This is a genomic window from Methylophilus sp. QUAN, from assembly GCF_015354445.1.
Taxonomy (GTDB): Bacteria; Pseudomonadota; Gammaproteobacteria; order Burkholderiales; family Methylophilaceae; genus Methylophilus.
The window spans coordinates 459,552-481,023 of record NZ_JADKYT010000002.1 but is presented as its reverse complement, the minus strand read 5'-3'; the positions used below and the strand labels follow the sequence as shown (position 1 = coordinate 481,023).

Genomic DNA, 21,472 nt, shown 5'->3' with positions numbered 1-21,472 from the left:
CACTACTGATTCACTGCCATATGATGGTCTATTGGCAATACCAGCGGCTGTTGTGGCGCAACGTCACTCACCTGCGCTTCATTAGGGAACAAGCGTGACTGGGCGCGATAAAAGCGATCCATCACCTTCAAGTCCCGCTCTGTCAGCCGCAAGGCATTTTCCACCCACACATCAACAATATCCTTGAGCTCATCGTAAGTTAAAGGATTGATTCTCGCCTTGGCCTTCTGCGCCGACAAAAAGCCTTCTGCGCGTTTGTTATTTTTATGGATGAAGTCCTGCACAGCCTGCTCGCCTTCCCCTTCTTCAACCACGATGTCAATCAGCCCCATTTGCAGGCACTCTTCAGCCGTGTAACGCTCGCAACCGAGAATCATTTTATCTGCCACTGCAATCCCCGCTTTGCGTGCAATAAAGCTGTAAGCACCCATGCCTGGAATCATGTTAAAAAATAGCTCTGGAAAGCAGAATACGGATTGTTTTTCAGCAATCAGCACGTCACTGGTCATCGCAGCTTCGATGCCAGCACCCAGCACCTCGCCTTGCAACAGTGAGATTTTAGTCACGTGATCCAGCTGAAAACGGAATGCACGCTGGGCTACCACATCAATACTCAGCTTGGCATAGGCCTGCAATTGCGCCCTGTCCTGCTGACGGATCGCAGCAGCCATTTTTTGCAAATCACCGCCCATATTGAAATAGCCTAGCGTGGCGGATGCAAAGACAGAATAACGGATGGGCAACACGGTGTCGGCATCAGCCTGGACATAACCGCCACTACGCTGGATATCAGCATGGTGCTCGTGTAAGTTCATGAGTAGCTCATGATTAATGCAGGGAATGCGCTGTGGTTGGTGTATATAACTCCATAATGCCTGTTGCTCTGCATCAAAACGGCAAAATACCTGACCGTAATCATGTGACAGCAAACGTTGTTGATAGTTAACCAAGCCTTGTTCGAACGGTTTCATGAACTTCTCCTTTGACATTGAAAATGTATTGAATGAATCAGTGGTATTGACGTGCCGGTAAAGCGAGTCGTTGACGTCAGCAAATACATCATAATCAAAACAGAAGGTGGGGGTGAGCAGGCCTCTCAGGTTTTACAGTTGCAAGGATATGTCCTGTCCTAAAAACAACAAAGGGGGCACACGCCCCCTTTGCTCTTTACTCAGGTGATTAACAACCGTTAGGCTGTTTCTTTAATTGGAATAATTTTTTTCACGTTTTCCAAAGAGCCAGCGTACTGCGTCATCTGGTTAAAGTTGAGATACTTGTAGATCTCAGCCGTATTGGTCAGCTTGCTACCCAGGGTATCCATGTACTCTTGCATGGTTGGCATACGGCCCAGCTTGGCACATACGGCCGCCAGCTCGGCAGAGCCCAGGTAAACACGTGCGTCTTTACCCATACGGTTATCAAAGTTACGCGTAGAAGTCGAGAAGACGGTGGCCTTGTCTGCGACACGTGCCTGATTACCCATGCACAAGGAGCAGCCTGGCACTTCAGTACGCGCGCCAGCAACGCCAAAGGTAGAGTAGACGCCTTCTGCACGCAGTTGTGCTTCATCCATACGGGTAGGCGGCGCAATCCACAAACGGGTCGGAATACCACCGGCGCCTTCGAGCACTTTACCGGCGGCACGGTAATGACCGATATTGGTCATGCAGCTACCAATAAACACTTCGTCAATTTTGTCACCGACTACCTCAGACAATGGCTTGATATCATCCGGGTCATTCGGGCAAGCCACCAGTGGCTCTTTAATATCGGCGAGATCAATTTCGATCACATGCGCATATTCGGCATCGGTGTCTGGTTGCAGCAACTCAGGTTTTTCCAGCCAGGCTTTCATGCTGGCAATACGGCGTTCCAGTGTCCGTGCATCGGCATAGCCATTTTCGATCATGTTCTGCATCAGCACGATGTTAGAGTTGAGGAACTCAATGACGGGCTCTTTATTCAGCAACACGGTACAACCGTTAGCTGAACGTTCGGCAGAGGCATCTGCCAGTTCAAATGCTTGCTCAACTTTCAAGTCAGGCAAACCTTCGATTTCAAGTACACGGCCGTTAAATACGTTTTTCTTGCCTTGTTTGCCGACGGTCAGCGTGCCTTCCTTGATCGCAGCATAAGGAATCGCATTGACCAAATCACGCAAGGTGATGCCAGGCTGCATTTCACCTTTAAAGCGCACCAAGACAGATTCCGGCATATCCAGCGGCATAGCACCGGTGGCTGCGGCAAACGCCACCAAGCCAGAACCTGCCGGGAAACTGATACCGATCGGGAAACGAGTATGTGAGTCACCACCAGTGCCTACGGTATCAGGCAAGATCAGGCGGTTCAGCCAGGAGTGAATCACTCCGTCACCGGCGCGCAAACTGACGCCACCGCGGCTGGACATAAACTCAGGCAGCTCATGTTGCAGCTTGATGTCGACTGGTTTCGGGTAAGCCGCCGTATGGCAGAAACTCTGCATGACCAAGTCAGCACTAAAGCCCAAGCAAGCCAACTCTTTCAGCTCGTCACGCGTCATGCCGCCAGTCGTATCCTGTGAACCAACCGTGGTCGCTTTGGGTTCGCAGTAAGTCCCAGGGCGCACCCCCAAGCCTTCAGGCAGGCCACAGGCGCGACCGACCATTTTTTGTGCCAGTGTGTAGCCCTTGCCAGTCTCTTTGGCCGGAACGGATTTGATAAAAGTATCGGTGTCGCCCAAGCCTAACGCCTTACGCGCATTAGCCGTCAGGCCACGACCGATAATTAGCGGAATACGGCCACCCGCGCGTACTTCGTCTAGCAAGGTGACTGGGTTCATTTCAAACGTAGACAGCAACTCGCCTGCTTCATTGAATACCTTGCCTTCAAACGGCTTGATCACAATCACGTCGCCAGTATTCAATTTGGACACGTCGCACTGCAATGGCAAGGCGCCAGAGTCTTCCGCCGTGTTGAAAAAGATAGGGGCAATTTTGCTACCGATGACCACGCCACCCGTCCGTTTGTTGGGGATAAACGGAATATCGTCGCCCATCCACCACTGCACGGAGTTAATCGCTGATTTACGGGAAGAGCCGGTACCGACCACGTCGCCGACATAAGCCAATGGCAAGCCTTTTTGCTTGAGGCTTTCGATAACGCTTAAACCGTCGGTCATGCGGTTGATCAGCATGGCTTTTGCGTGCAATGGAATATCCGGGCGGCTCCAGGCATCTTGCGCCGGGCTCAGGTCATCAGTGTTGGTTTCGCCATCCAGCTTGAATACAACAACTTTGATTTCTGCGGCCAGTGCTGGCTTGCTGGTAAACCATTCGGCATTCGCCCAGGCCGTCATCAAGGTTTTGGCGTGCGGGTTACCGGCTTTCACCTTGGCATCCACATCGTGGAAAGCATCAAACATCAGGATAGTGGTCGACAAGGCTTTGACCGCATGGGCTGCCATCGGCGTATCCAGCAAGGCCACCAAAGCCTGCACATTGTAGCCACCTAGCATGGTGCCCAGCAGTTCAACCGCCCGTTCTGCACTCACCAATGGCGAGCTGGCTTTTGCGTTGGCAACGTCTGCCAAAAATGCGGCTTTGACATACGCTGCCTGGTCAACGCCTGCCGGAATACGATTTTCAAGCAAATCGACCAGCAAGGCTTCCTGGCCCGCAGGCGGGGCTTTCAGCAATTCGACCAAAGCAGCGACTTGTTCTGCATTGAGGGGTAAAGGAGGCAGGTTTTGCGCAGCGCGCTCTTTAACGTGGGTATCGTATGCTTGTAACATGATGTGTAGGCTCTATCAATAAAACAAAGTCGGGGAATGGGCCAGTACTGTTTTCTGATTAAAAAACTAGCGATTGGCCGCGAGGATCTCTTCTCGCTTGATTATAATCCAGTCCACTCACCAGAATGTTAACTGCTTGTAACATTCCGGCAATTGATGAAAATGACAGCCGCCCACAGCAACAAAACAACACTGTCACGTGCGCTTAGCGCGTACTGTCTCCATATAACTCTTTGGCAAATGGCGTGCTGCAACTCTTACCGTAGGCAGACGATTCCCATTTATCCAGCAATTCTTTCTGGTAGCCTTTACCATGCTGTTTTTCCAGGTAGGCCCGTACTTCAAACACATCGGCAAAACCGTTGTGGTCGGTATCCATCAAGGCGACCTGATCTTCCAGCGTGGGCCCGCTATAGCGGCCAGTGCTATCCGTAAAATATTCCAGCGCAGACTCGGCATGCGCAGGCAAACCCAGACTCATGGCCAAACCAGCCACGAAACCCATTACCCCAGTGTTTATTTTTATCATACTCACTCCATTTTGACGCTTAGTAGTATGACGTATCTTTCACCAATTCGTGCGCAGTCTCAGTGATTGCGCTCACATTACTGGCGGCGATTAAACGGCTTGCAAGGCAATGGTTTTCTTCCACTGTGCCGGGCCGGTCTGGTGCACAGATTCACCATCCGCGCTCACCGCCACCGTCACCGGCATATCGACCACCTCAAACTCATAGATCGCCTCCATGCCTAACTCTGCAAAGGCCAGCACACGCGACTTTTTAATCGCCTTGCTGACCAGGTAAGCAGCGCCACCAACAGCCATCAGGTACACTGACTTGTGTTTGGCGATCTCGACCAACGCCTCTTCGCCGCGTTCGGCTTTACCGATCGAGCCTAACAAGCCGGTGTTCAGCATCATATCGGTATAGCTATCCATACGCGTTGCTGTCGTTGGGCCTGCTGGACCAACGGCCTCATCGCGCACCGCATCTACCGGGCCGACGTAGTAAATAAACTTGTTGGTGAAATCCACTGGCAAGGACTCACCGTTGGCCAGCATGGTTTGTATGCGTTTGTGCGCAGCATCACGGCCCGTCAATATCTTGCCAGTGAGCAACAAGGTATCCCCGGTTTTCCAGGTCTGCGTTTCTTCACGCGTCACGGTTTCCAGATTCACACGTTTGGCTTGTGGGCTGGGCGCCCAGTGGACATCAGGATACACATCAGGATTTGGTGGCGTCAGTTCAGCCACACCGGAACCATCCAGCGTAAAGTGCACGTGGCGTGTTGCCGCACAGTTAGGGATAATCGCCACCGGCAAACTGGCGGCGTGAGTGGGATAGTCAAGAACTTTCACATCGAGCACGGTCGTCAAACCGCCCAGTCCCTGCGCGCCTATGCCTAACTGATTGACCTTTTCATACAGCTCCAGCCGCAGCTCTTCTATACGATTTTGCGCGCCACGTGCCTGCAACTCCTGAATATCAATCGGCGCCATCAGCGACTCTTTGGCCAGCAGCATGGCTTTTTCCGCGCTACCACCTATACCTATGCCCAGCATGCCGGGCGGGCACCAGCCCGCGCCCATCTCTGGTACGACTTCCAACACCCAGTCGACGATGCTTTCATTAGGATTCAGCATTGCCAGTTTGGATTTATTCTCAGAGCCGCCACCTTTAGCCGCGATCTGGATATCGACGGTATCCCCGGCCACCATCTCAACATGGGTAATGGCTGGCGTATTATCGCGCGTATTTTTGCGTGCCCCTGCCGGGTCGTTCACAATAGAGGCTCGCAGCATATTGTCTGGATGCAGGTAAGCGCGGCGTACGCCTTCATTGACCATCTCTTCCAGCGTCATATCGCCTTCAAAATGCACCTGCATGCCTACCTTGATAAAGGCCACCACAATGCCGGTATCCTGGCACAAGGGGCGCTTGCCTTCTGCGCACATACGCGAATTGGTCAGAATTTGGGCAATTGCATCCTTGGCGGCAGGAGAAGCTTCTTTTTCATAGGCAGCCGCCAACGCCTGGATATAGTCTTCCGGATGGTAGTAAGAGATGTATTGCAAGGCATCAGCAACACTCTCGATAAAGTCTTGGGTTTTAATCAGGGCCATTGTGTGTTCTTTAACGCGGCATCTTTCAACGGGCATTGCTTTTTAAATAGGCAATGGCGGGGCTTACATCTTTACGCAAGATTTTACCATTTTTGGTGCGTGGAAACTCTTTGGCCAGATACACAGTTTTAGGCGCCTTGTAAGCGGCCAGATGCTGTTTGCCAAACGCCATCAGTTCTTCCGGCGCAATCTCGGCATCCGGTTTGGGGATGACATAAATCACCACCAGCAATTTATCTTTTTCAAGCTCTTCGCCCACAGCCGCACAATCTGCCACAGCTGGGTGGCCTTTATACACGCGCTCAATCTCGTACGGCGACACGCGGTAACCAAAACTCTTGATAATGTCATCCTTGCGGCCCAGGAACCAGATATAACCATCGGCATCGTATTTGGCATAGTCGCCGGTAAAGAAATAGCCGTCGTGTTTGTATTTCGCGGTTTCTTCCGGCAGGTTCCAATAGTTGAGAAACAAGCCGGGGTCAGTGTCCGGCACACAGATCATGCCCTCTTCGCCTTCGGCCACGAGTTCGCGCGTCTCAGGGTTAAGCAGGACAATATCGTGCCCCGGTTGCGGGAAGCCTGCCGAACCGGCACGAATCGGCCGGAACACACTTTGCGACAAGTAGTATGAGAACTCACTCATGCCCACGGCTTCATAAATATCCAAGCCAAATCGTTCACGCCATTGCGTCAGCACTTCGTCGGACAAATGCTCACCGGCGCTCATAAAATGACGCACGCTGGGAATATCTGCTTGGGTAGCCTTGGTTTTTTGCAGCAGTTGACGGTAAATCGTTGGCACACCAATAAAAATAGTGGCGCCATGTTTGGCGATTAGCTCCAGCCATTTTTGCGCATCGTTTTTACCCTCATGCACAATCACTGTTTTGCCCAGATATAAAGGATCCATGAGGCCAGTGCCCAGCACATAGGTCCAGTTAAACTTGCCAGAATGCATGATGCGGTCTTGCATAGTTTCGCTGTAGTTAAACCAGTATTGGGCAGCCGTTTGGCGCCCCAGCAACGCGCGGTGCGCATGTAATACACCTTTGGGATACCCGGTCGTACCGGAGGTATAGACCAGGTAGGCGGCATCTTCACCACGGGTGGCATAAGCGGGGGCAACGGTTTGCACGGCAGTCAATGCGGCCTCCAGGGACAACACATTAAACACCGTCGAATCCACCAGCTCGCCCTGCAATTGGGTCAATACGACATGCCTGAGGTTAGGGGTTTGTGAAATATTCTGCTGCATTTTGGCCGACATCCCGGCCCAGGCAGCGGCATCGGTCACCAGTACGACAGCACCAGAATCTTTCGCCAGGTAAGCCACCTCTTCTGCGGTGAGCAACGTAGACGTTGGCACCGAAATCGCCCCCGTCTTCATGGTACCCAAAAAGGCCGTCGGATAATCCAGGCTATTAGGCAAACGGATCAGGACACGGTCACCCGGCGCCACACCCAACTCACGTAATACCTGGGCAAAGCGGTCGGTACGGCTAGCCAGTTCGCCAAAAGTGATGGTGCTGGTACCAAAGGTATCATCTTCCACAATCATGGCGATTTCATCGGCTTTGGCCGTGCCTAAATGGCGATCACTACACGCCACCCCGATATTGAAAAATTCAGGGATTTCCCATTGCCATTGTGGATAAGGGGCTAACTGTGTCATGTTCAAACCTTTCCATTCGCTCTGTGCATGCATGGTTTATGCGATGCTGATTTTGCATTTCTTTTGAAAATGCTTTTTTTAAACTTCTCTCACCCTATCAATGAGCGAGCGGGATGAAGCACAAGGCGCACGGAACACAGAAACCGGAATGTACTTAAAGTACATGAGGATTTCGAGTACCGCGCAACGCCGTGATTCGCCCGCGCAGCCATTGATCTATAACAGGATGCCGTAGGGCCAGTTTTGTCGCACTACTTGTGCTGGCATCAACTGCAATACATGCAATGCAAATTCCATATCGCTGACTTTCAGTGCACGCAAGGCATGCGCACGCAGCAAGGTCTGCAAGGCTTTACCAAACATGGGCGGATCCAGCATTTCACCATCGAACTTGATCGCACCACCGAGCAAGGCATCCGCCTCAATCGCCGCTTTTAAAATAGCCACTTTCTGGTTAATTTCTGTCGGCGACGGTGTATAAGCGGTTTTACACAAATGAATATGGCCGGGGTGAATCACCTGCTTGCCGGTCAGCCCCATGGCAGCCTCCTGGCAGGCGTGCTTGTACACCACGCGTGACTCATTATCGCCATGCAAATCCAGCCAACGGCGTACATCATGTGGCTCGACGAATTTGTCCGGCATGATGTTGCTGCCAATAAGCGTTTCCACGCCGCCAATCACGCCTTTACCGGCGATCCTGGCTTCAAAAATCAATTGATTGATAAAATAAAACAACTCTTCAATCCAGTGCTCGGGCGTGATGTGTATGCCCAGCGCTTTGGAAAAGTCATGAATCCCAAATACCACGTGTTTCACGGTATCGTATTGCATCAATTCCGGTGCGATTTTGAGCGACTTCGGGTGCTCGATAATCGGCTGTATGGTGATATGCGGATTGATACTGAGCAAAAAGCTGGACAGATCACGCACCTCAGCCGCACCGTAGGACTCACCGGCCTTGGCCAGCATGACGACGTCGATATACTCGCCCATGTCGCGCACCAGTTTCATATCCTCTTCGTACTCATCAGTACGGAAAGAATTGGCACGAATGGCAATGGTCACGCGTTCATTCACCTTGCGCAGCTTGGGTAACTCCTGGCGCAGCAAGGTACGGCTCATTTCTTTTTGTCGACAGCCGTCTTCCAGGTCAAAAATCAGCGTATGGGCATTGGTGAAATGCGCATGCTTGACCATGCGATTAGCCGCCTGCTCCATATCTTCATAAATGCCCAGGCTGGGCGCATATTTCACCGGCGGGTAATACAGCTGTATGCCCGGCCAGTAATCCCCCAATGCGCTGGCATCCAGTGCAATTGGCTCTTCTCCCATATGCTGACTCATGCGGTTTCCTGTTCTGCCGTCGGCCGGCTTGCTCTTAATTTTTCAAGGATGGCAGCGGCCTGTGTTGCCGCAGGTTGCGGATTCAGGCCCTGGATCAAATCCCAGAACACGTTGTCCGGTAGCTCGAGCAAGGCATCCAATTGTTCCATTTCAGCCAGGGTCAGCCCACTAAAGTGTTCGCTGACAAAACGCTGTAACACAATATCGAGCTCCAGCATGCCGCGACGGCAACGCCATGCCAGGCGCCGCTGCTCTGCTTCCCGTAAAATCTCAGCATTCAACATACGTCGCTCCTATAACACCTTGATACCAAAGATCTTCTTGCCAGGCCCATTTTTGCCAGACTTGGCTTCGTTATGCGCTTTGGCCTTTTCAATCTTGAGATCTTTAATCGCCGCAATCGCCGCATTCGGATTGAGCTTTTTCGGGCACACATCCGTACAGTTCATAATGTTGTGGCAGCGATACAAACGATATGGATCTTCCAGGTTTTCCAGGCGCGCATCCTGTTCCTGGTCACGGCTGTCGGCAATAAAGCGATAGGCCTGCATCAGGCCAGCTGGGCCGACAAACTTGTCCGGATTCCACCAGAAACTCGGGCAAGAGGTGGTACAGGCGCCGCACAAAATACATTCATATAAACCATCCAGCTTAGCGCGGTCTTCCGGGCTTTGCAGGCGCTCGGTGTCTGGCGGCGTGTCATGGTTTTGCAGGTAAGGCATCACTGAGTGATAGTTGTCAAAAAACTGCGTCATGTCGACAACCAGGTCACGGATCACTGGCAGGCCAGGCATAGGGCGTAACACCACAGGCTCTTGCAACTCACTGAGTTTGGTAATGCAGGCCAGGCCATTTTTACCGTTGATATTCATGGCATCACTGCCGCAGACGCCTTCACGACAGGACTTACGCATGCTGAGCGACTCGTCCAGCTCTTTAATGCGCATCAAGGCATCCAGCAGCATCTGGTCACTGTCTTCCAGCGTGACGTCGTAATCCTGCATATAGGGCTTTTTGTCTACGTCCGGGTTAAAGCGGTAGATAGAGAAACGCATATCAATACACCCTTTTCTTCAACTCAAATGGTTCAACCGTCAATGGTTGCAGGCGCACGGGCTTGTAGGCCAGCTTTTGCTCATGGGCAAAATATAGTGAATGGCTGAGCCAGTGCGTGTCATCACGCTCAGGATAATCTTCGCGGGCATGGGCACCACGGCTCTCCTGACGGGCATGCGCGGCTTGCATGGTGGCCAGTGCCACTTGCATCAGGTTATCCAATTCCAACGCTTCAACGCGCGCGGTATTAAAGACTTTGCTTTTGTCGGTAATTCTTAAGTGCTGTGCTTGCTGGGCAACTTGCTGAATCGCACTGACGCCCTCTTCCAGTAACTCGGGAAAGCGGAATACGCCACAGTGTTTTTGCATGGTTTGGCGCATGGCCAAGCCGACTTCGGCTACTTTTTCGCCAGCACTAGCGCTCTCCAACCGGTTCACACGTGCCAGCGTGGCATCCGCGACATTGGCAGGTAAGGGTTTATGGGCTTTGCTGGCGGCGATATCGGCTGCCATTTTGTCGCCTGCTGCTTTGCCAAACACCACCAGGTCCAGCAAAGAATTCGAGCCTAAACGATTGGCCCCATGCACAGACACACAGGCACACTCACCCACGGCATACAAGCCATTGACCACGCGTTCAGACTGGCCATCGTGTACCACCACCTGGCCATCGAGGTTGGTTGGAATGCCGCCCATCATGTAATGCGCTGTCGGCACCACCGGGATAGGGTCATTCGTCGGGTCAACCCCGGCAAAGGTTTTGGCAATTTCACGAATACCAGGCAGGCGCTTGCTGATAATGTCCTCGCCCAAATGGTCCAGCTTCAGGTATACCGCATCTTTATGTTTGCCGATGCCGCGGCCTTCTTTAATTTCAGTCGCCATGGCGCGCGATACCACGTCTCGGCTAGCCAGGTCTTTGGCACTGGGCGCATAACGCTCCATAAAGCGTTCTCCCTCGCTATTGACTAAATAACCGCCCTCACCACGCACGCCTTCGGTAATCAGCACCCCTGCATTCAATACACCGGTCGGGTGAAACTGCCAGAACTCCATATCCTGCAAAGGCAAGCCAGCGCGTGCGGCCATGCCCAGACCATCGCCGGTATTGATATAAGCATTAGTACTGGCCTGAAAAATACGTCCACCGCCGCCCGTCGCCAGCATGGTGGCTTTGGCGTGAATGACATGAATATCGCCAGTTTCAATTTCCAGGGCGATCACCCCCAGCACATCGCCGTCCGCATCGCGAATCAGGTCCAATGCAAACCATTCGATCAGAAATTGGGTATTGGCTTGCACGTTGCGCTGATACAGCGTGTGCAACATGGCATGACCAGTACGGTCAGCCACAGCGCAGGTGCGTGAAATCGGTTTTTCGCCAAAGTTGCGCGTCATGCCACCAAATGGGCGCTGGAAAATGCGACCGTTTTCCAAACGGTCAAACGGCATGCCAAAGTGCTCCAGCTCAATAATGGCTTTGGCTGCATTGCGGCACATAAACTCAATGGCATCCTGGTCGCCGAGGTAGTCCGAGCCCTTGATGGTGTCATACATATGCCACAACCAGTTATCGTCAGACACATTGCCCAGGGCTGCCGCAATACCACCTTGCGCCGCCACAGTGTGTGAGCGGGTTGGAAACACCTTGGACAATACGGCCACATCGGCGCCCGACTCAGCCAGTTGCAGCGCTGCGCGCAGGCCTGCACCGCCACCGCCAATGATGACGGCATCCACCTGATGATGCTGAAGTTTGCTTGCACCGGTCGTATTGGCTGTATTGGTCATGCCACTCACCTTAAAAATCCATTCCAAATAAAATCCATATCACTGCCAGCGCATTGCCAAATACCGCAATATTCACCAGCCATTGCAACACGTTGCGGATGCCTAAATGCGGTACGTAATCACGCAATACATCACGCACCCCTAACCAGGCATGTAGCAGCATGCAGGCAAAAAACCATAGCGTGAGCAGGCGCCACCACAGTGGCGCAAACAAGGCTTGCCACTCACTAAAATTCTGTGGTGATAACCACATCACACGCAACCACAACAACAGCAACACCACCGCCATCGACAGCGCACACAAGCGCTGTGTCAGCCAGCGTCGCATGCCAGGGTATTTGGCCGTCAGTAACTCAAACAGCATGCTAGCCTCTCACCCAAATCGCCCAAATCACAAACACCATGGTGACGGCGACCAGCCACAACACCACGCGGCTGGAGAAACGCGCTTTTTGCAAGGTCGTCATCCAGTGCACATCCATGGCCAGGTGGCGGATGCCCGCATAAAAATGATGGAAGAAAGCACAGGCCAAGGCAGTAATCAACAACCTCACCGGCCATTGCGCGAGTTGCTTAGCCACAGTGGCGTAGCCCTGCGCACTGGACAAGGACAAATACAAGGTCCATAACAACAGCGGCTGGATCAGAAACAGCACCACACCACTGGCGCGGTGCAAAATCGACACCACGGCATTCACCGGCAAGCGGATCGTGAATAAATCCAGATTCTTGGGCCGCTGTTTTTTTTGCTTCGTTACAATCATGCTGAATGCTCTTACTCGCCTGCATTGGCCGCACGCGCAACGGCGCCAGCCACGTATTCCATCAAACGTGGATCAAATGGTTTAGGGATAATATAGTCTTTACCAAACGATAATGACTGTAACTGGTACGCCTCTAGCACCTGCGCAGGCACGGGCTCGCGCGCCAATTGGCTGAGTGCCTGTGCTGCGGCAACTTTCATCTGCTCGGTAATCTGTTTTGCCTGGGCATCCAGTGCGCCGCGGAACAGATAAGGAAAACACAAGGCATTATTGACCTGGTTAGGGAAATCACTGCGGCCGGTGGCCATAATCACGTCATCGCGCAAGGCAAATACTTGGCTGGGTAAAATTTCAGGGTCAGGATTGGCCAGGGCAAAAATCACCGGCTTGGCCGCCATACGGCTCACCAGCTCGGCCGGCAATCCATTTTTTGCCGAGACGCCAATAAACACATCGGCGCCTAGCATGGCATCCGCCAGCGTTTGAACGCCGCCTGCTGCAATGGCTAGTTCGCGGTTGTTGTCATGTAAATCATCACGACTGTGATCGAGCACGCCTTTGCGATCGACCATGGTGATGTTGGTGGCGCCCATTAACTTGAGCAGCTTGGCACAGGAACAACCCGCTGCACCCGCGCCTAAAAACACAATTTTGGCGCGGGGCAACGTTTTGCCTTGGAGATCAAGCGCATTCAACAAAGCGGCCGCCACAATCACAGCCGTGCCATGCTGATCGTCATGAAACACCGGGATATCCAGGCGTTTCTTTAACTCACTTTCAATATAAAAACAGTGCGGCGCGGCAATATCTTCAAGATTGATGCCGCCAAACGTCGGCGCAATATTCACCACAGTCTGGATAAACTCGTCCGGCGTCGCGGCATTGACCTCAATATCAAACACGTCAATATCCGCAAAGCGCTTGAACAACACGCCCTTGCCTTCCATCACTGGCTTGCCTGCCAGCGCCCCCACATTGCCTAAACCCAGCACCGCAGTGCCATCGGTAATCACTGCTACCAGATTACCCTTATTCGTGTACTTATAGGCATTGGCCGGATCTGCCTCAATTTCACGCACTGGCTCAGCCACACCCGGCGTATAAGCCAGCGATAAATCCTGTTGCGTAGCACAAGGCTTGGACGACTCCACGCTCAGCTTCCCTGGTTTGGGAAACTGGTGGTAATCCAGCGCGCGTTGCTTTAAATCGTCCATTCATTAACCTCTTTCTTTATTGCGACAGTCTTTGCATCGACCAAGACTTTTCAAAATGTATTTTGGCTAGGCGGACGAGCGCAGACAGTACAATCAGTACGGCAAGCGAAGTCCAACAACGCGAAAATGCGTTTTCAAAAGTCGCCCTATTCCAACTCGCTCATGTAGTGGTGATCGTCAGTCAGACACAAACCCAAACGCCACTCCATCGGTTTATCGCCATAGGTAAACGACACGCGCTCTATACTTAATAATGGATAGCCCTCTTTCAAGCCTAGCGCTTTAGCCACCTCTGCATCGGCAGCCACGGCTTTAATGCGTTCTTCGGCTCGGATCATGCGCACGCCAAACTGCGACTCATACATGCTATACATCGAGCCATTGCTTTCTTCCACCTTGGCGCGGTTCAAACCTTTAAAAGGTGCGGCAGGCACAATAATATGGTCATAAATCAGCGGGCGGCCCGAGAACGTCAGCAAGCGCTTGACGTCTATAGTGGTCGCGCCTGCTTTGATTTCCAGCACCTTACCGATATGCACACTAGCCTTGCTTTTTACACAGGAAAGAAACTCGTTTTGCAACTGCTCTTTCTGCCCACTTTCTGCCGTTAAACGCAAAAAGCGCAATCTGACATCATCCTGGTTATGCGTTGCTACAAAGGTCCCCTTGCCTTGACGGCGAATCAGGATATTCTCCGTGGCCAGGCTATCAATCGCCTTGCGCACCGTGCCCTGACTGACCTTATAACGCTGAGCGAGATCAATTTCACTCGGAATCATATCTCCAGGACGCCACTCCCCTCCGATCAGACTTTGCGTAATCAGCACTTTGATCTGGTCATACAGCGGCCTGTAACTTGGCGACCCTAACTGCTTATCCATAGATTCGACTCCGTTCATGATTGGCACCATTTAATTGCACCTGAAATAAGTTTTTTAATTTATATCACAGAGTGTTTTTATTGTCCACTATTTTATATCTTATATAAGACATAAGATATTTGTTGACACAGTTTTTTTATTCATGAATAATGAATCTAATTTCTTTCCGCAACAAAGGAAACCCCATGTCATATGCACTCAGACCCAGACGCTCGATGCTATATGTTCCCGGCTGCAATCAGCATTATCTGGAACGTGCACGCACGCTTGCGGCAGACTCTGTCATTCTTGACCTGGGCGACCCTATTCTGGTCGACGCCAAAATCCAGTCTCGCCACAATGTGGTCAATGCAGTCAAAGAAGGTGGCTACGGCAAAAGAGAAGTGGTTGTGCGCGTCAATGACTTGCACTCCATCTGGGGCCATGACGACATTAAAGCAGTGGCCAATATTGGTGCTGATGCTATCCTGTTCCCCAATATTGAGTCGCGTGAAGATGTATTGCAGGCGCAGCAGTTATTAGATGAAGCTGGCGGCAAAAATGTACCCATGATGGTCATGATAGAAAGCCCATTGGCCGTGCTAAATGCCAAGGAAATTGCCGCAGCCTCAGACCGCGTGATCTGTATGGTGATGGCAACCTCAGACCTGATTTCACAACTACACGCACGAGTGACACATGAGCGCTCCGCCATCCTGACCTCATTATCATTGGTGGTATTGGCAGCCCGCGCTTACGGCAAAGGTGTGATTGATGGTATTACGTCAGATTTCAAGAACATGCATTCATTTGAATACGCCTGTCGCATAGGCCGAGACATAGGTATGGATGGCAAATCGCTGGTACATCCGGCGCAAATTGCTTACTGCAATGATGCCTACACGCCGCAACGCGCAGAAGTTGAGCATGCACGGCTGATTATCAAAGCCCTTAAGGAAGCTAACGAGGGTGGGCGCGGCACGGTGGTGGTGAATGACAAACTGGTCGAACACCACCATATCAAAGCCGCACAACGCTTGATTCAACTGGCAGAGGCCATTGCCGAGCTGGAAGAAGAGTTCATATAAAGGAGTTGAAAATGAGCACAAAAATCAACACCGGACGTTTTTTCGAACATTTTGTACTGGGTGAGACCATCCAGCACGCCACGCCGCGCACCATCACTACAGGTGACACGGCGCTGTATATTGCGCTAACAGGCGCACGCAACCCCTTACATTGCAGCACGCCGCTAGCGCAATCGCTAGGTTACCCGCAGATGCCGGTTGATGACCTGCTGGCATTTCATATTGCCTTTGGCAAGACGGTCCCCGATATTTCAGTCAATGCCGTCGCCAACCTCGGCTACGCAGATGTACGGTTTATACAACCGGTATATGTGGGCGACACGCTGACGACCTCAAGCGAGGTCATTGGCCTGAAACAAAACTCCAACGGCAAAAGTGGCGTGGTCTGGGTACGTTCAACCACCCTCAACCAGCACCAACAACCGGTGCTGAGCTGGGTGCGCTGGGTGATGGTGCACAAGAAAAACCAGGAGGCGCCAGCGCCTGACACTGTTATCCCTGAGCTACCAGAGTTTGTCAGCCCTGAATCATTAGCTGTGCCAGCCCACTTCAAGCTAAATAACAGCCTGGGCACTGCCACAGCTGGTCAATACTGGTGGGACGATTACGAAGTGGGTGAATGCATGCGCCACCCTTCTGGCCTGACCATCAATGAAAGTGACCATACCATGGCCACGCACTTATATCAGAACAATGCGCGCCTGCACTTTGATGCGCACCTGATGAAAAGCACACCACAGGGCCAGTGCCTGGTATACGGCGGCGTGGTGATCTCGGCTTGTCGTGCCCTCAGTTATGAAGGCCTGGAAAACGCGATTGCCATCCTGGCCATTAACGGTGGCACCCATGCCAATCCAAGTTATTCGGGTGACACCATTTATTGCCTGACCAAGGTACTGGATAAATGGGCCCTGCCCCATCCTGAGTTAGGCGCATTGCGCTTACGCATGGTCGGTGTCAAAAATATGCCGCCAGCCACCCTGGAAAACATCAAAACCACGCAGGGCTATCACCCGCACGTGGTGCTTGATCTCGACTATACCGTTCTTATTCCACGCAAAGGAAACTAAACATGGCTGTTCATCCAAATCAGGCACTTTTTGGCGGTGAAAAACCGTTCCCGGTCATTCCGGCGTGTGAACATTTTGCCGGTAGCGAAAAGTTGATCCTGAAAGCCTTGTCACTCCAAGACCCGGCTACGCCTAATGCTGCAGGCCCGGTATTTGATATCACCTGTGATTGCGAAGATGGCGCAGCCAGTGGTCAGGAACAAGCACATGCAGAAATGATCGTCCGCATACTGAATTCCGAAGCCAACAAATACAAAATGGCCGGGGCACGTATTCACGACTACACGCATCCGCACTGGAAACAAGACATCGACATCCTGGTCGCTGGCGCAGGTGAAGTGTTGAGCTATATCACCATTCCCAAATGTACCGATATCGCACAAGCACGCGAAATGATCGCCTATATCCAGCAAGTGGCCAAACAACATGGCATTCGCCGGGTAATCCCGGTGCATATCCTGATTGAAACCCACGGTGCATTAAGACAAGTGCACGAGATTGCACAACTGCCCTGGTTGCAAGTGCTGGACTTTGGCCTCATGGATTTTGTCAGTGCGCACCACGGGGCCATCCCGGCAACAGCCATGCGCAGCCCTGGCCAGTTTGATCACCGCTTGCTGGCACGCGCCAAAACTGAAGTGGTCTCAGCCGCACTGGCCAACGGTGTGGTGCCTGCGCACAATGTCACTCTAGACCTGAAAAACGTTGAAGTGACTTATAGCGACGCCTCACGCGCACGCAATGAGTTTGGCTTTATGCGCATGTGGAGCATCTACCCGACCCAGATTCAAGCCATTGTCGATGCCATGAAACCGAACTATGACGAAGTGACGGATGCCGCCAATATCTTGCTGGCAGCGCAAGCAGCCGATTGGGGCCCGATTCAGTACGCAGGAGAGCTGCATGACCGCGCCACTTATCGTTACTTCTGGGAAGTATTGCAAAAAGCCAAGCAAACTGGTGTCACCATGCCGGAAGACGCTGAACACGCTTTCTTTTAACCGCCAATCAACAGGAAACAAATATGACGCAATCCAACACGCCAGGCGGTCGTTTCCGCGCAGCCTTGGCCGCTGAAAAACCATTACAGATTATCGGTGCCATCAATGCCTATCACGCGATGCTGGCCACACAATCCGGGTTTAAAGCCATTTACTTGTCCGGTGGTGGCGTGGCAGCAGGTTCTTTAGGCCTGCCTGACCTAGGTATTTCTGGCCTCGAAGACGTACTGGTCGATGTGCGCCGCATTACCGATGCAGTAGATACACCCTTGCTGGTCGATATCGATACCGGTTTTGGTGGCGCATTCAATATTGCGCGTACGATTAAAAGTGTCGCCAAAGCAGGTGCGGCCGCCGTGCATATTGAAGACCAGGTCAGTGCCAAACGCTGCGGCCATCGCCCCAATAAAGCGATTGTCAGCCTGGATGAAATGGTAGACCGCGTCAAAGCCGCAGTGGATGCCAAACCAGATGATGACTTTATCGTCATGGCGCGCACCGATGCGCTGGCCGTAGAGGGATTGCAATCTGCTATTGATCGCGCCTGTGCCTGTGTTGAAGCTGGCGCCGACATGATTTTTCCGGAGGCCATGACAGAACTTGGCATGTACCAGCAGTTTGTTGATGCAGTGAAAGTGCCCGTACTGGCGAACATCACCGAATTCGGCTCTACACCGTTGTTTAGCGTAAGCGAACTGGCCACCGCTGGCGTAGGCATGGTGCTGTATCCGTTATCAGCCTTCCGCGCCATGAATCAAGCTGCGCTTAAAGTGTATCAAGGCGTGCGCCAGGATGGCACACAAAAGAATGTATTGGACCTGATGCAAACGCGTGCCGACCTGTATGAGCACCTGGGTTATCACGCTTTTGAACAGAAACTAGACGCGCTGTATAAATAATCAACACACGCGACCAGAAACAAGGAGGTTAGTTATGAACACCACCACTGATCCAACTATTGCAGCGACTGAAGCCCCTAAACGCAAAAAAGGCGTGGCACTGGCGGGTGTGGCTGCAGGCACCACGGCTATTTGTACCGTGGGCCATAGCGGTAATGACTTGCATTACCGTGGTTACGATATCATCGAACTGGCTAAACATGCCACATTCGAAGAAGTCGCTTATTTGCTGATATACGGCGAGTTGCCCACCCAACCGCAACTCACCGCTTATCACCAAAAGCTCAAAAAGCTACGCGGCCTGCCCAGTGCACTTAAAGCCGTACTGGAACAGATTCCTGCCAATGCGCATCCCATGGATGTAATGCGCACGGGTTGTTCAATGTTGGGGACACTAGAACCGGAGGCCGTTGACCGCAATACCGCTGGCGCACAGGCATTAGGTGACCGCCTGATTGCCTGTTTCGGTTCCATCCTCATTTACTGGTATCACTTTAGCCACCGTGGCGTACGCATCGATGTAGAAACCGATGACGATTCGATTGCTGCCCACTTCCTGCATATCCTGCATGGCAAAAAACCGTCTGAGTTGCATATCAAGGCCATGAATACCTCACTGGTATTGTATGCAGAACACGAATTCAACGCCTCAACCTTCACCTCACGCGTGATCGCGGGTACCTTGTCTGACCTGTACTCCTGCATCACCGGCGCGATTGGAGCCCTGCGCGGTCCCAAACATGGTGGTGCCAATGAAGCAGCAATGGAGATTATCGAACGCTACCAGACGCCGGATGAAGCTGAAGCGGATATCAAAGCCAGGATGGCGCGCAAAGAGATCATTATTGGTTTTGGCCATCCGGTATACACGATTGCCGACCCGCGTAATGAATCGATTAAAGCTGTCAGTCAATCGCTGTGTAAAGATGCCGGCAATATGCAGCTATTTGATATCTCGGCCCGCATTGAGGAAATCATGTGGAACGAGAAAAAAATGTTCCCCAACCTTGATTGGTACAGTGCCTCCAGTTACCACATGATGAGCATCCCGACCGGCATGTTCACACCGATCTTTGTGATTTCACGCACCACCGGCTGGGTGGCTCATGCGATTGAGCAACGGATAGATAACAAAATTATTCGTCCGAATGCGGAATACAACGGCCCGGATAACAGAGCGTTTGTGCCAATCATACAGCGCTAATCTACTGAATTTAAACACACCCTGTTCGTTACTCCATGCTTTGCAATGGCAAACATCAAGAGCGAGATACGCCTAAATTCAGCCGTGAATGAGTTTTGAAGAACACAGTAATTACTTTTTAACCTATTGATAAAGGTAACAAACATGTCAGCCCATATTTCTAACGTTCGCCCTGACCCGGACCAGGTGATTGTGGATATTGCCAACTACGTGGCAGATTTTGAAATCAACTCCAGCGAAGCTTATGACACCGCCCGTAACTGCCTGATGGATACCTTGGGCTGTGGTTTCGAAGCGCTGGATTACCCCGCCTGTACCAAACTGCTGGGGCCAGTCATTGCTGGGACAGTTGTGCCGAATGGCGCCAAAGTACCAGGGACCTCTTACCAGCTGGACCCGATCCTGGCAGCCTTTAACATCGGTGCCATGATCCGCTGGCTGGATTTTAATGACACCTGGCTGGCAGCAGAATGGGGCCACCCTTCTGACAACCTGGGCGGCATCCTGGCTTCTGCCGACTATATGTCACGCAAACACGTGGCTGAAGGCAAGGCGCCACTGACCATGAAAGATGTGCTGACTGCGATGATCAAGGCGCACGAAATTCAGGGCGTTCTGGCATTAGAAAATAGTTTTAACCGTGTGGGCCTGGATCACGTGATTCTGGTCAAGATTGCCTCCACAGCAGTGGTCACTAAATTACTGGGCGGCAATAAACAAGACATCATCAATGCCGTGTCTAACGCCTTTGTAGACGGTCAAAGCTTGCGCACCTACCGCCATAGTCCGAATACCGGTTCCCGTAAGTCCTGGGCAGCAGGCGATGCCACCTCACGCGCGGTACGCCTGGCCTGGATGACCTTGCAAGGTGAAATGGGCTATCCAAGCGCTTTAACGGCAAAAACCTGGGGCTTTTATGATGTGCTATTTAAAGGCAATGCCTTCAAGTTCCAGCGCCCTTACGGCAGCTATGTGATGGAGCAGGTATTGTTCAAAATCTCCTTCCCAGCCGAGTTTCATGCGCAAACGGCTGTGGAATCTGCATTCCAGCTGAACAAGGAAGTCGGCAATCGCCTGCAATCACTGGACGATATTGCCAATATCGACAAGATCGTCATCACCACCCATGAGTCGGCGATCCGTATCATTGATAAAACTGGTCCCATGAATAACCCTGCTGACCGCGACCACTGTATTCAATATATGGCTGCCGTAGGCTTGCTCAAAGGCAGTTTGACGGCGTTGGACTACGAAGATGAGGCTGCTGCCGATCCACGCATTGATGCCCTGCGTGACAAAATGACTTGTGTAGAGAAGTCAGAATACACACGTGACTACCTTGACCCGGAAAAACGCTCAATTGCCAACGCTATCCAGATTTTCTTTAAAGATGGCTCACAATCCAGCAATATCGCCGTGGAATACCCGATTGGCCACCGCCGCCGCCGTGGTGAAGGCATCCCGGAGCTGGTGAAAAAATTCAAGGTGAATTTGGCACGCCGTTTTGATGCAGGCAAACAAGCTGAGATTCTGGCCTTATGCCAGGATCAGGCCAAACTGGAAGCGACTTCAGTCAATCAGTTTGTGGATATGCTGATGGTTTAAACAC

Annotated in this window: 19 protein-coding genes; 6 read left to right on the top strand and 13 right to left on the bottom strand. The window is 52.0% G+C overall.

The window, feature by feature from the left end; all coding sequences use genetic code 11:
* Nucleotides 1–2: 2 nt before the first annotated feature.
* The 13 genes from INP79_RS10770 to INP79_RS10710 form a co-directional block, all read right to left on the bottom strand.
* The gene (locus INP79_RS10770) at nucleotides 3–971 is read right to left on the bottom strand and encodes a crotonase/enoyl-CoA hydratase family protein (protein ID WP_194754271.1); all 969 of its coding nucleotides are present in this window, start codon (nucleotides 969–971) and stop codon (nucleotides 3–5) included.
* A 218-nt stretch (nucleotides 972–1,189) separates the two neighbouring features.
* Nucleotides 1,190–3,769 carry a bifunctional aconitate hydratase 2/2-methylisocitrate dehydratase gene (gene acnB, locus INP79_RS10765; RefSeq protein WP_194754270.1) on the bottom strand — a complete coding sequence of 860 codons (2,580 nt, stop codon included), beginning with the start codon at nucleotides 3,767–3,769 and terminating at the stop codon, nucleotides 1,190–1,192.
* Nucleotides 3,770–3,974: 205 nt separating this feature from the next.
* The gene (locus INP79_RS10760) at nucleotides 3,975–4,298 is read right to left on the bottom strand and encodes a hypothetical protein (protein ID WP_194754269.1); all 324 of its coding nucleotides are present in this window, start codon (nucleotides 4,296–4,298) and stop codon (nucleotides 3,975–3,977) included.
* Nucleotides 4,299–4,388: 90 nt separating this feature from the next.
* Nucleotides 4,389–5,894, bottom strand: coding sequence for a fumarate hydratase (locus INP79_RS10755; RefSeq protein ID WP_194754268.1), 1,506 nt, complete (start codon nucleotides 5,892–5,894; stop codon nucleotides 4,389–4,391).
* 25 nt (nucleotides 5,895–5,919) lie between these two features.
* Nucleotides 5,920–7,569, bottom strand: coding sequence for an acyl-CoA synthetase (locus tag INP79_RS10750; RefSeq protein ID WP_194754267.1), 1,650 nt, complete (start codon nucleotides 7,567–7,569; stop codon nucleotides 5,920–5,922).
* Between the two features lie 216 nt (nucleotides 7,570–7,785).
* A complete protein-coding gene (locus INP79_RS10745; RefSeq protein WP_194742162.1) occupies nucleotides 7,786–8,916 on the bottom strand; it encodes a CoA ester lyase in 1,131 nt (376 codons plus the stop codon).
* Complete coding sequence (locus INP79_RS10740) at nucleotides 8,913–9,200, bottom strand: succinate dehydrogenase assembly factor 2 (RefSeq protein WP_194754266.1); 288 nt, start codon at nucleotides 9,198–9,200, stop codon at nucleotides 8,913–8,915. Before INP79_RS10740 ends, INP79_RS10745 begins: the two co-directional genes overlap by 4 nt.
* Before the next feature lie 9 nt (nucleotides 9,201–9,209).
* Nucleotides 9,210–9,971 (bottom strand): succinate dehydrogenase iron-sulfur subunit, encoded by a 762-nt coding sequence (locus tag INP79_RS10735; RefSeq protein ID WP_194754265.1) that lies wholly within the window; start codon nucleotides 9,969–9,971, stop codon nucleotides 9,210–9,212.
* A 1-nt stretch (nucleotide 9,972) separates the two neighbouring features.
* Nucleotides 9,973–11,763: a succinate dehydrogenase flavoprotein subunit gene (gene sdhA / locus INP79_RS10730; RefSeq protein WP_194754264.1), complete on the bottom strand. Its 1,791-nt coding sequence runs from the start codon at nucleotides 11,761–11,763 to the stop codon at nucleotides 9,973–9,975.
* Between the two features lie 10 nt (nucleotides 11,764–11,773).
* The gene (gene sdhD, locus INP79_RS10725; protein WP_194754263.1) at nucleotides 11,774–12,127 is read right to left on the bottom strand and encodes a succinate dehydrogenase, hydrophobic membrane anchor protein; all 354 of its coding nucleotides are present in this window, start codon (nucleotides 12,125–12,127) and stop codon (nucleotides 11,774–11,776) included.
* A 1-nt stretch (nucleotide 12,128) separates the two neighbouring features.
* Entirely contained in the window at nucleotides 12,129–12,527 is a 399-nt protein-coding gene (sdhC, locus tag INP79_RS10720) for a succinate dehydrogenase, cytochrome b556 subunit (protein ID WP_194754262.1), read from the bottom strand.
* An 11-nt stretch (nucleotides 12,528–12,538) separates the two neighbouring features.
* Nucleotides 12,539–13,741, bottom strand: coding sequence for a malic enzyme-like NAD(P)-binding protein (locus INP79_RS10715; RefSeq protein WP_194754261.1), 1,203 nt, complete (start codon nucleotides 13,739–13,741; stop codon nucleotides 12,539–12,541).
* A gap of 146 nt (nucleotides 13,742–13,887) precedes the next feature.
* Complete coding sequence (locus INP79_RS10710; protein WP_194742225.1) at nucleotides 13,888–14,622, bottom strand: GntR family transcriptional regulator; 735 nt, start codon at nucleotides 14,620–14,622, stop codon at nucleotides 13,888–13,890.
* A gap of 185 nt (nucleotides 14,623–14,807) precedes the next feature.
* Here INP79_RS10710 and INP79_RS10705 point away from each other — a divergent pair, with 185 nt between their 5' ends.
* The 6 genes from INP79_RS10705 to INP79_RS10680 all read left to right on the top strand — a co-directional run bounded on the left by INP79_RS10705 (nucleotide 14,808) and on the right by INP79_RS10680 (nucleotide 21,468).
* Entirely contained in the window at nucleotides 14,808–15,689 is an 882-nt protein-coding gene (locus INP79_RS10705; protein WP_194754260.1) for a CoA ester lyase, read from the top strand.
* A gap of 11 nt (nucleotides 15,690–15,700) precedes the next feature.
* Nucleotides 15,701–16,759: a MaoC family dehydratase gene (locus INP79_RS10700; protein WP_194754259.1), complete on the top strand. Its 1,059-nt coding sequence runs from the start codon at nucleotides 15,701–15,703 to the stop codon at nucleotides 16,757–16,759.
* A 2-nt stretch (nucleotides 16,760–16,761) separates the two neighbouring features.
* Nucleotides 16,762–17,760 carry a CoA ester lyase gene (locus INP79_RS10695; RefSeq protein ID WP_194754258.1) on the top strand — a complete coding sequence of 333 codons (999 nt, stop codon included), beginning with the start codon at nucleotides 16,762–16,764 and terminating at the stop codon, nucleotides 17,758–17,760.
* 23 nt (nucleotides 17,761–17,783) lie between these two features.
* Nucleotides 17,784–18,659, top strand: coding sequence for a methylisocitrate lyase (prpB, locus tag INP79_RS10690; protein ID WP_194754257.1), 876 nt, complete (start codon nucleotides 17,784–17,786; stop codon nucleotides 18,657–18,659).
* Nucleotides 18,660–18,693: 34 nt separating this feature from the next.
* The gene (gene prpC / locus INP79_RS10685; RefSeq protein ID WP_194754256.1) at nucleotides 18,694–19,863 is read left to right on the top strand and encodes a 2-methylcitrate synthase; all 1,170 of its coding nucleotides are present in this window, start codon (nucleotides 18,694–18,696) and stop codon (nucleotides 19,861–19,863) included.
* A gap of 144 nt (nucleotides 19,864–20,007) precedes the next feature.
* On the top strand, nucleotides 20,008–21,468 hold the full coding sequence (locus tag INP79_RS10680; protein ID WP_194754255.1) for a bifunctional 2-methylcitrate dehydratase/aconitate hydratase: 1,461 nt from the start codon (nucleotides 20,008–20,010) through the stop codon (nucleotides 21,466–21,468).
* Nucleotides 21,469–21,472 lie beyond the last annotated feature (4 nt).

What these genes read in the sequence shown, in the direction of transcription:
- INP79_RS10770 (WP_194754271.1), bottom strand. Translation starts at nt 971, where the DNA reads ATGAAACCGTTCGAACAAGGCTTGGTTAACTATCAACAACGTTTGCTG.
- acnB (WP_194754270.1), bottom strand. Translation starts at nt 3,769, where the DNA reads ATGTTACAAGCATACGATACCCACGTTAAAGAGCGCGCTGCGCAAAAC.
- INP79_RS10760 (WP_194754269.1), bottom strand. Translation starts at nt 4,298, where the DNA reads ATGATAAAAATAAACACTGGGGTAATGGGTTTCGTGGCTGGTTTGGCC.
- INP79_RS10755 (WP_194754268.1), bottom strand. Translation starts at nt 5,894, where the DNA reads ATGGCCCTGATTAAAACCCAAGACTTTATCGAGAGTGTTGCTGATGCC.
- INP79_RS10750 (WP_194754267.1), bottom strand. Translation starts at nt 7,569, where the DNA reads ATGACACAGTTAGCCCCTTATCCACAATGGCAATGGGAAATCCCTGAA.
- INP79_RS10745 (WP_194742162.1), bottom strand. Translation starts at nt 8,916, where the DNA reads ATGAGTCAGCATATGGGAGAAGAGCCAATTGCACTGGATGCCAGCGCA.
- INP79_RS10740 (WP_194754266.1), bottom strand. Translation starts at nt 9,200, where the DNA reads ATGTTGAATGCTGAGATTTTACGGGAAGCAGAGCAGCGGCGCCTGGCA.
- INP79_RS10735 (WP_194754265.1), bottom strand. Translation starts at nt 9,971, where the DNA reads ATGCGTTTCTCTATCTACCGCTTTAACCCGGACGTAGACAAAAAGCCC.
- sdhA (WP_194754264.1), bottom strand. Translation starts at nt 11,763, where the DNA reads ATGACCAATACAGCCAATACGACCGGTGCAAGCAAACTTCAGCATCAT.
- sdhD (WP_194754263.1), bottom strand. Translation starts at nt 12,127, where the DNA reads ATGCTGTTTGAGTTACTGACGGCCAAATACCCTGGCATGCGACGCTGG.
- sdhC (WP_194754262.1), bottom strand. Translation starts at nt 12,527, where the DNA reads ATGATTGTAACGAAGCAAAAAAAACAGCGGCCCAAGAATCTGGATTTA.
- INP79_RS10715 (WP_194754261.1), bottom strand. Translation starts at nt 13,741, where the DNA reads ATGGACGATTTAAAGCAACGCGCGCTGGATTACCACCAGTTTCCCAAA.
- INP79_RS10710 (WP_194742225.1), bottom strand. Translation starts at nt 14,622, where the DNA reads ATGGATAAGCAGTTAGGGTCGCCAAGTTACAGGCCGCTGTATGACCAG.
- INP79_RS10705 (WP_194754260.1), top strand. Translation starts at nt 14,808, where the DNA reads ATGTCATATGCACTCAGACCCAGACGCTCGATGCTATATGTTCCCGGC.
- INP79_RS10700 (WP_194754259.1), top strand. Translation starts at nt 15,701, where the DNA reads ATGAGCACAAAAATCAACACCGGACGTTTTTTCGAACATTTTGTACTG.
- INP79_RS10695 (WP_194754258.1), top strand. Translation starts at nt 16,762, where the DNA reads ATGGCTGTTCATCCAAATCAGGCACTTTTTGGCGGTGAAAAACCGTTC.
- prpB (WP_194754257.1), top strand. Translation starts at nt 17,784, where the DNA reads ATGACGCAATCCAACACGCCAGGCGGTCGTTTCCGCGCAGCCTTGGCC.
- prpC (WP_194754256.1), top strand. Translation starts at nt 18,694, where the DNA reads ATGAACACCACCACTGATCCAACTATTGCAGCGACTGAAGCCCCTAAA.
- INP79_RS10680 (WP_194754255.1), top strand. Translation starts at nt 20,008, where the DNA reads ATGTCAGCCCATATTTCTAACGTTCGCCCTGACCCGGACCAGGTGATT.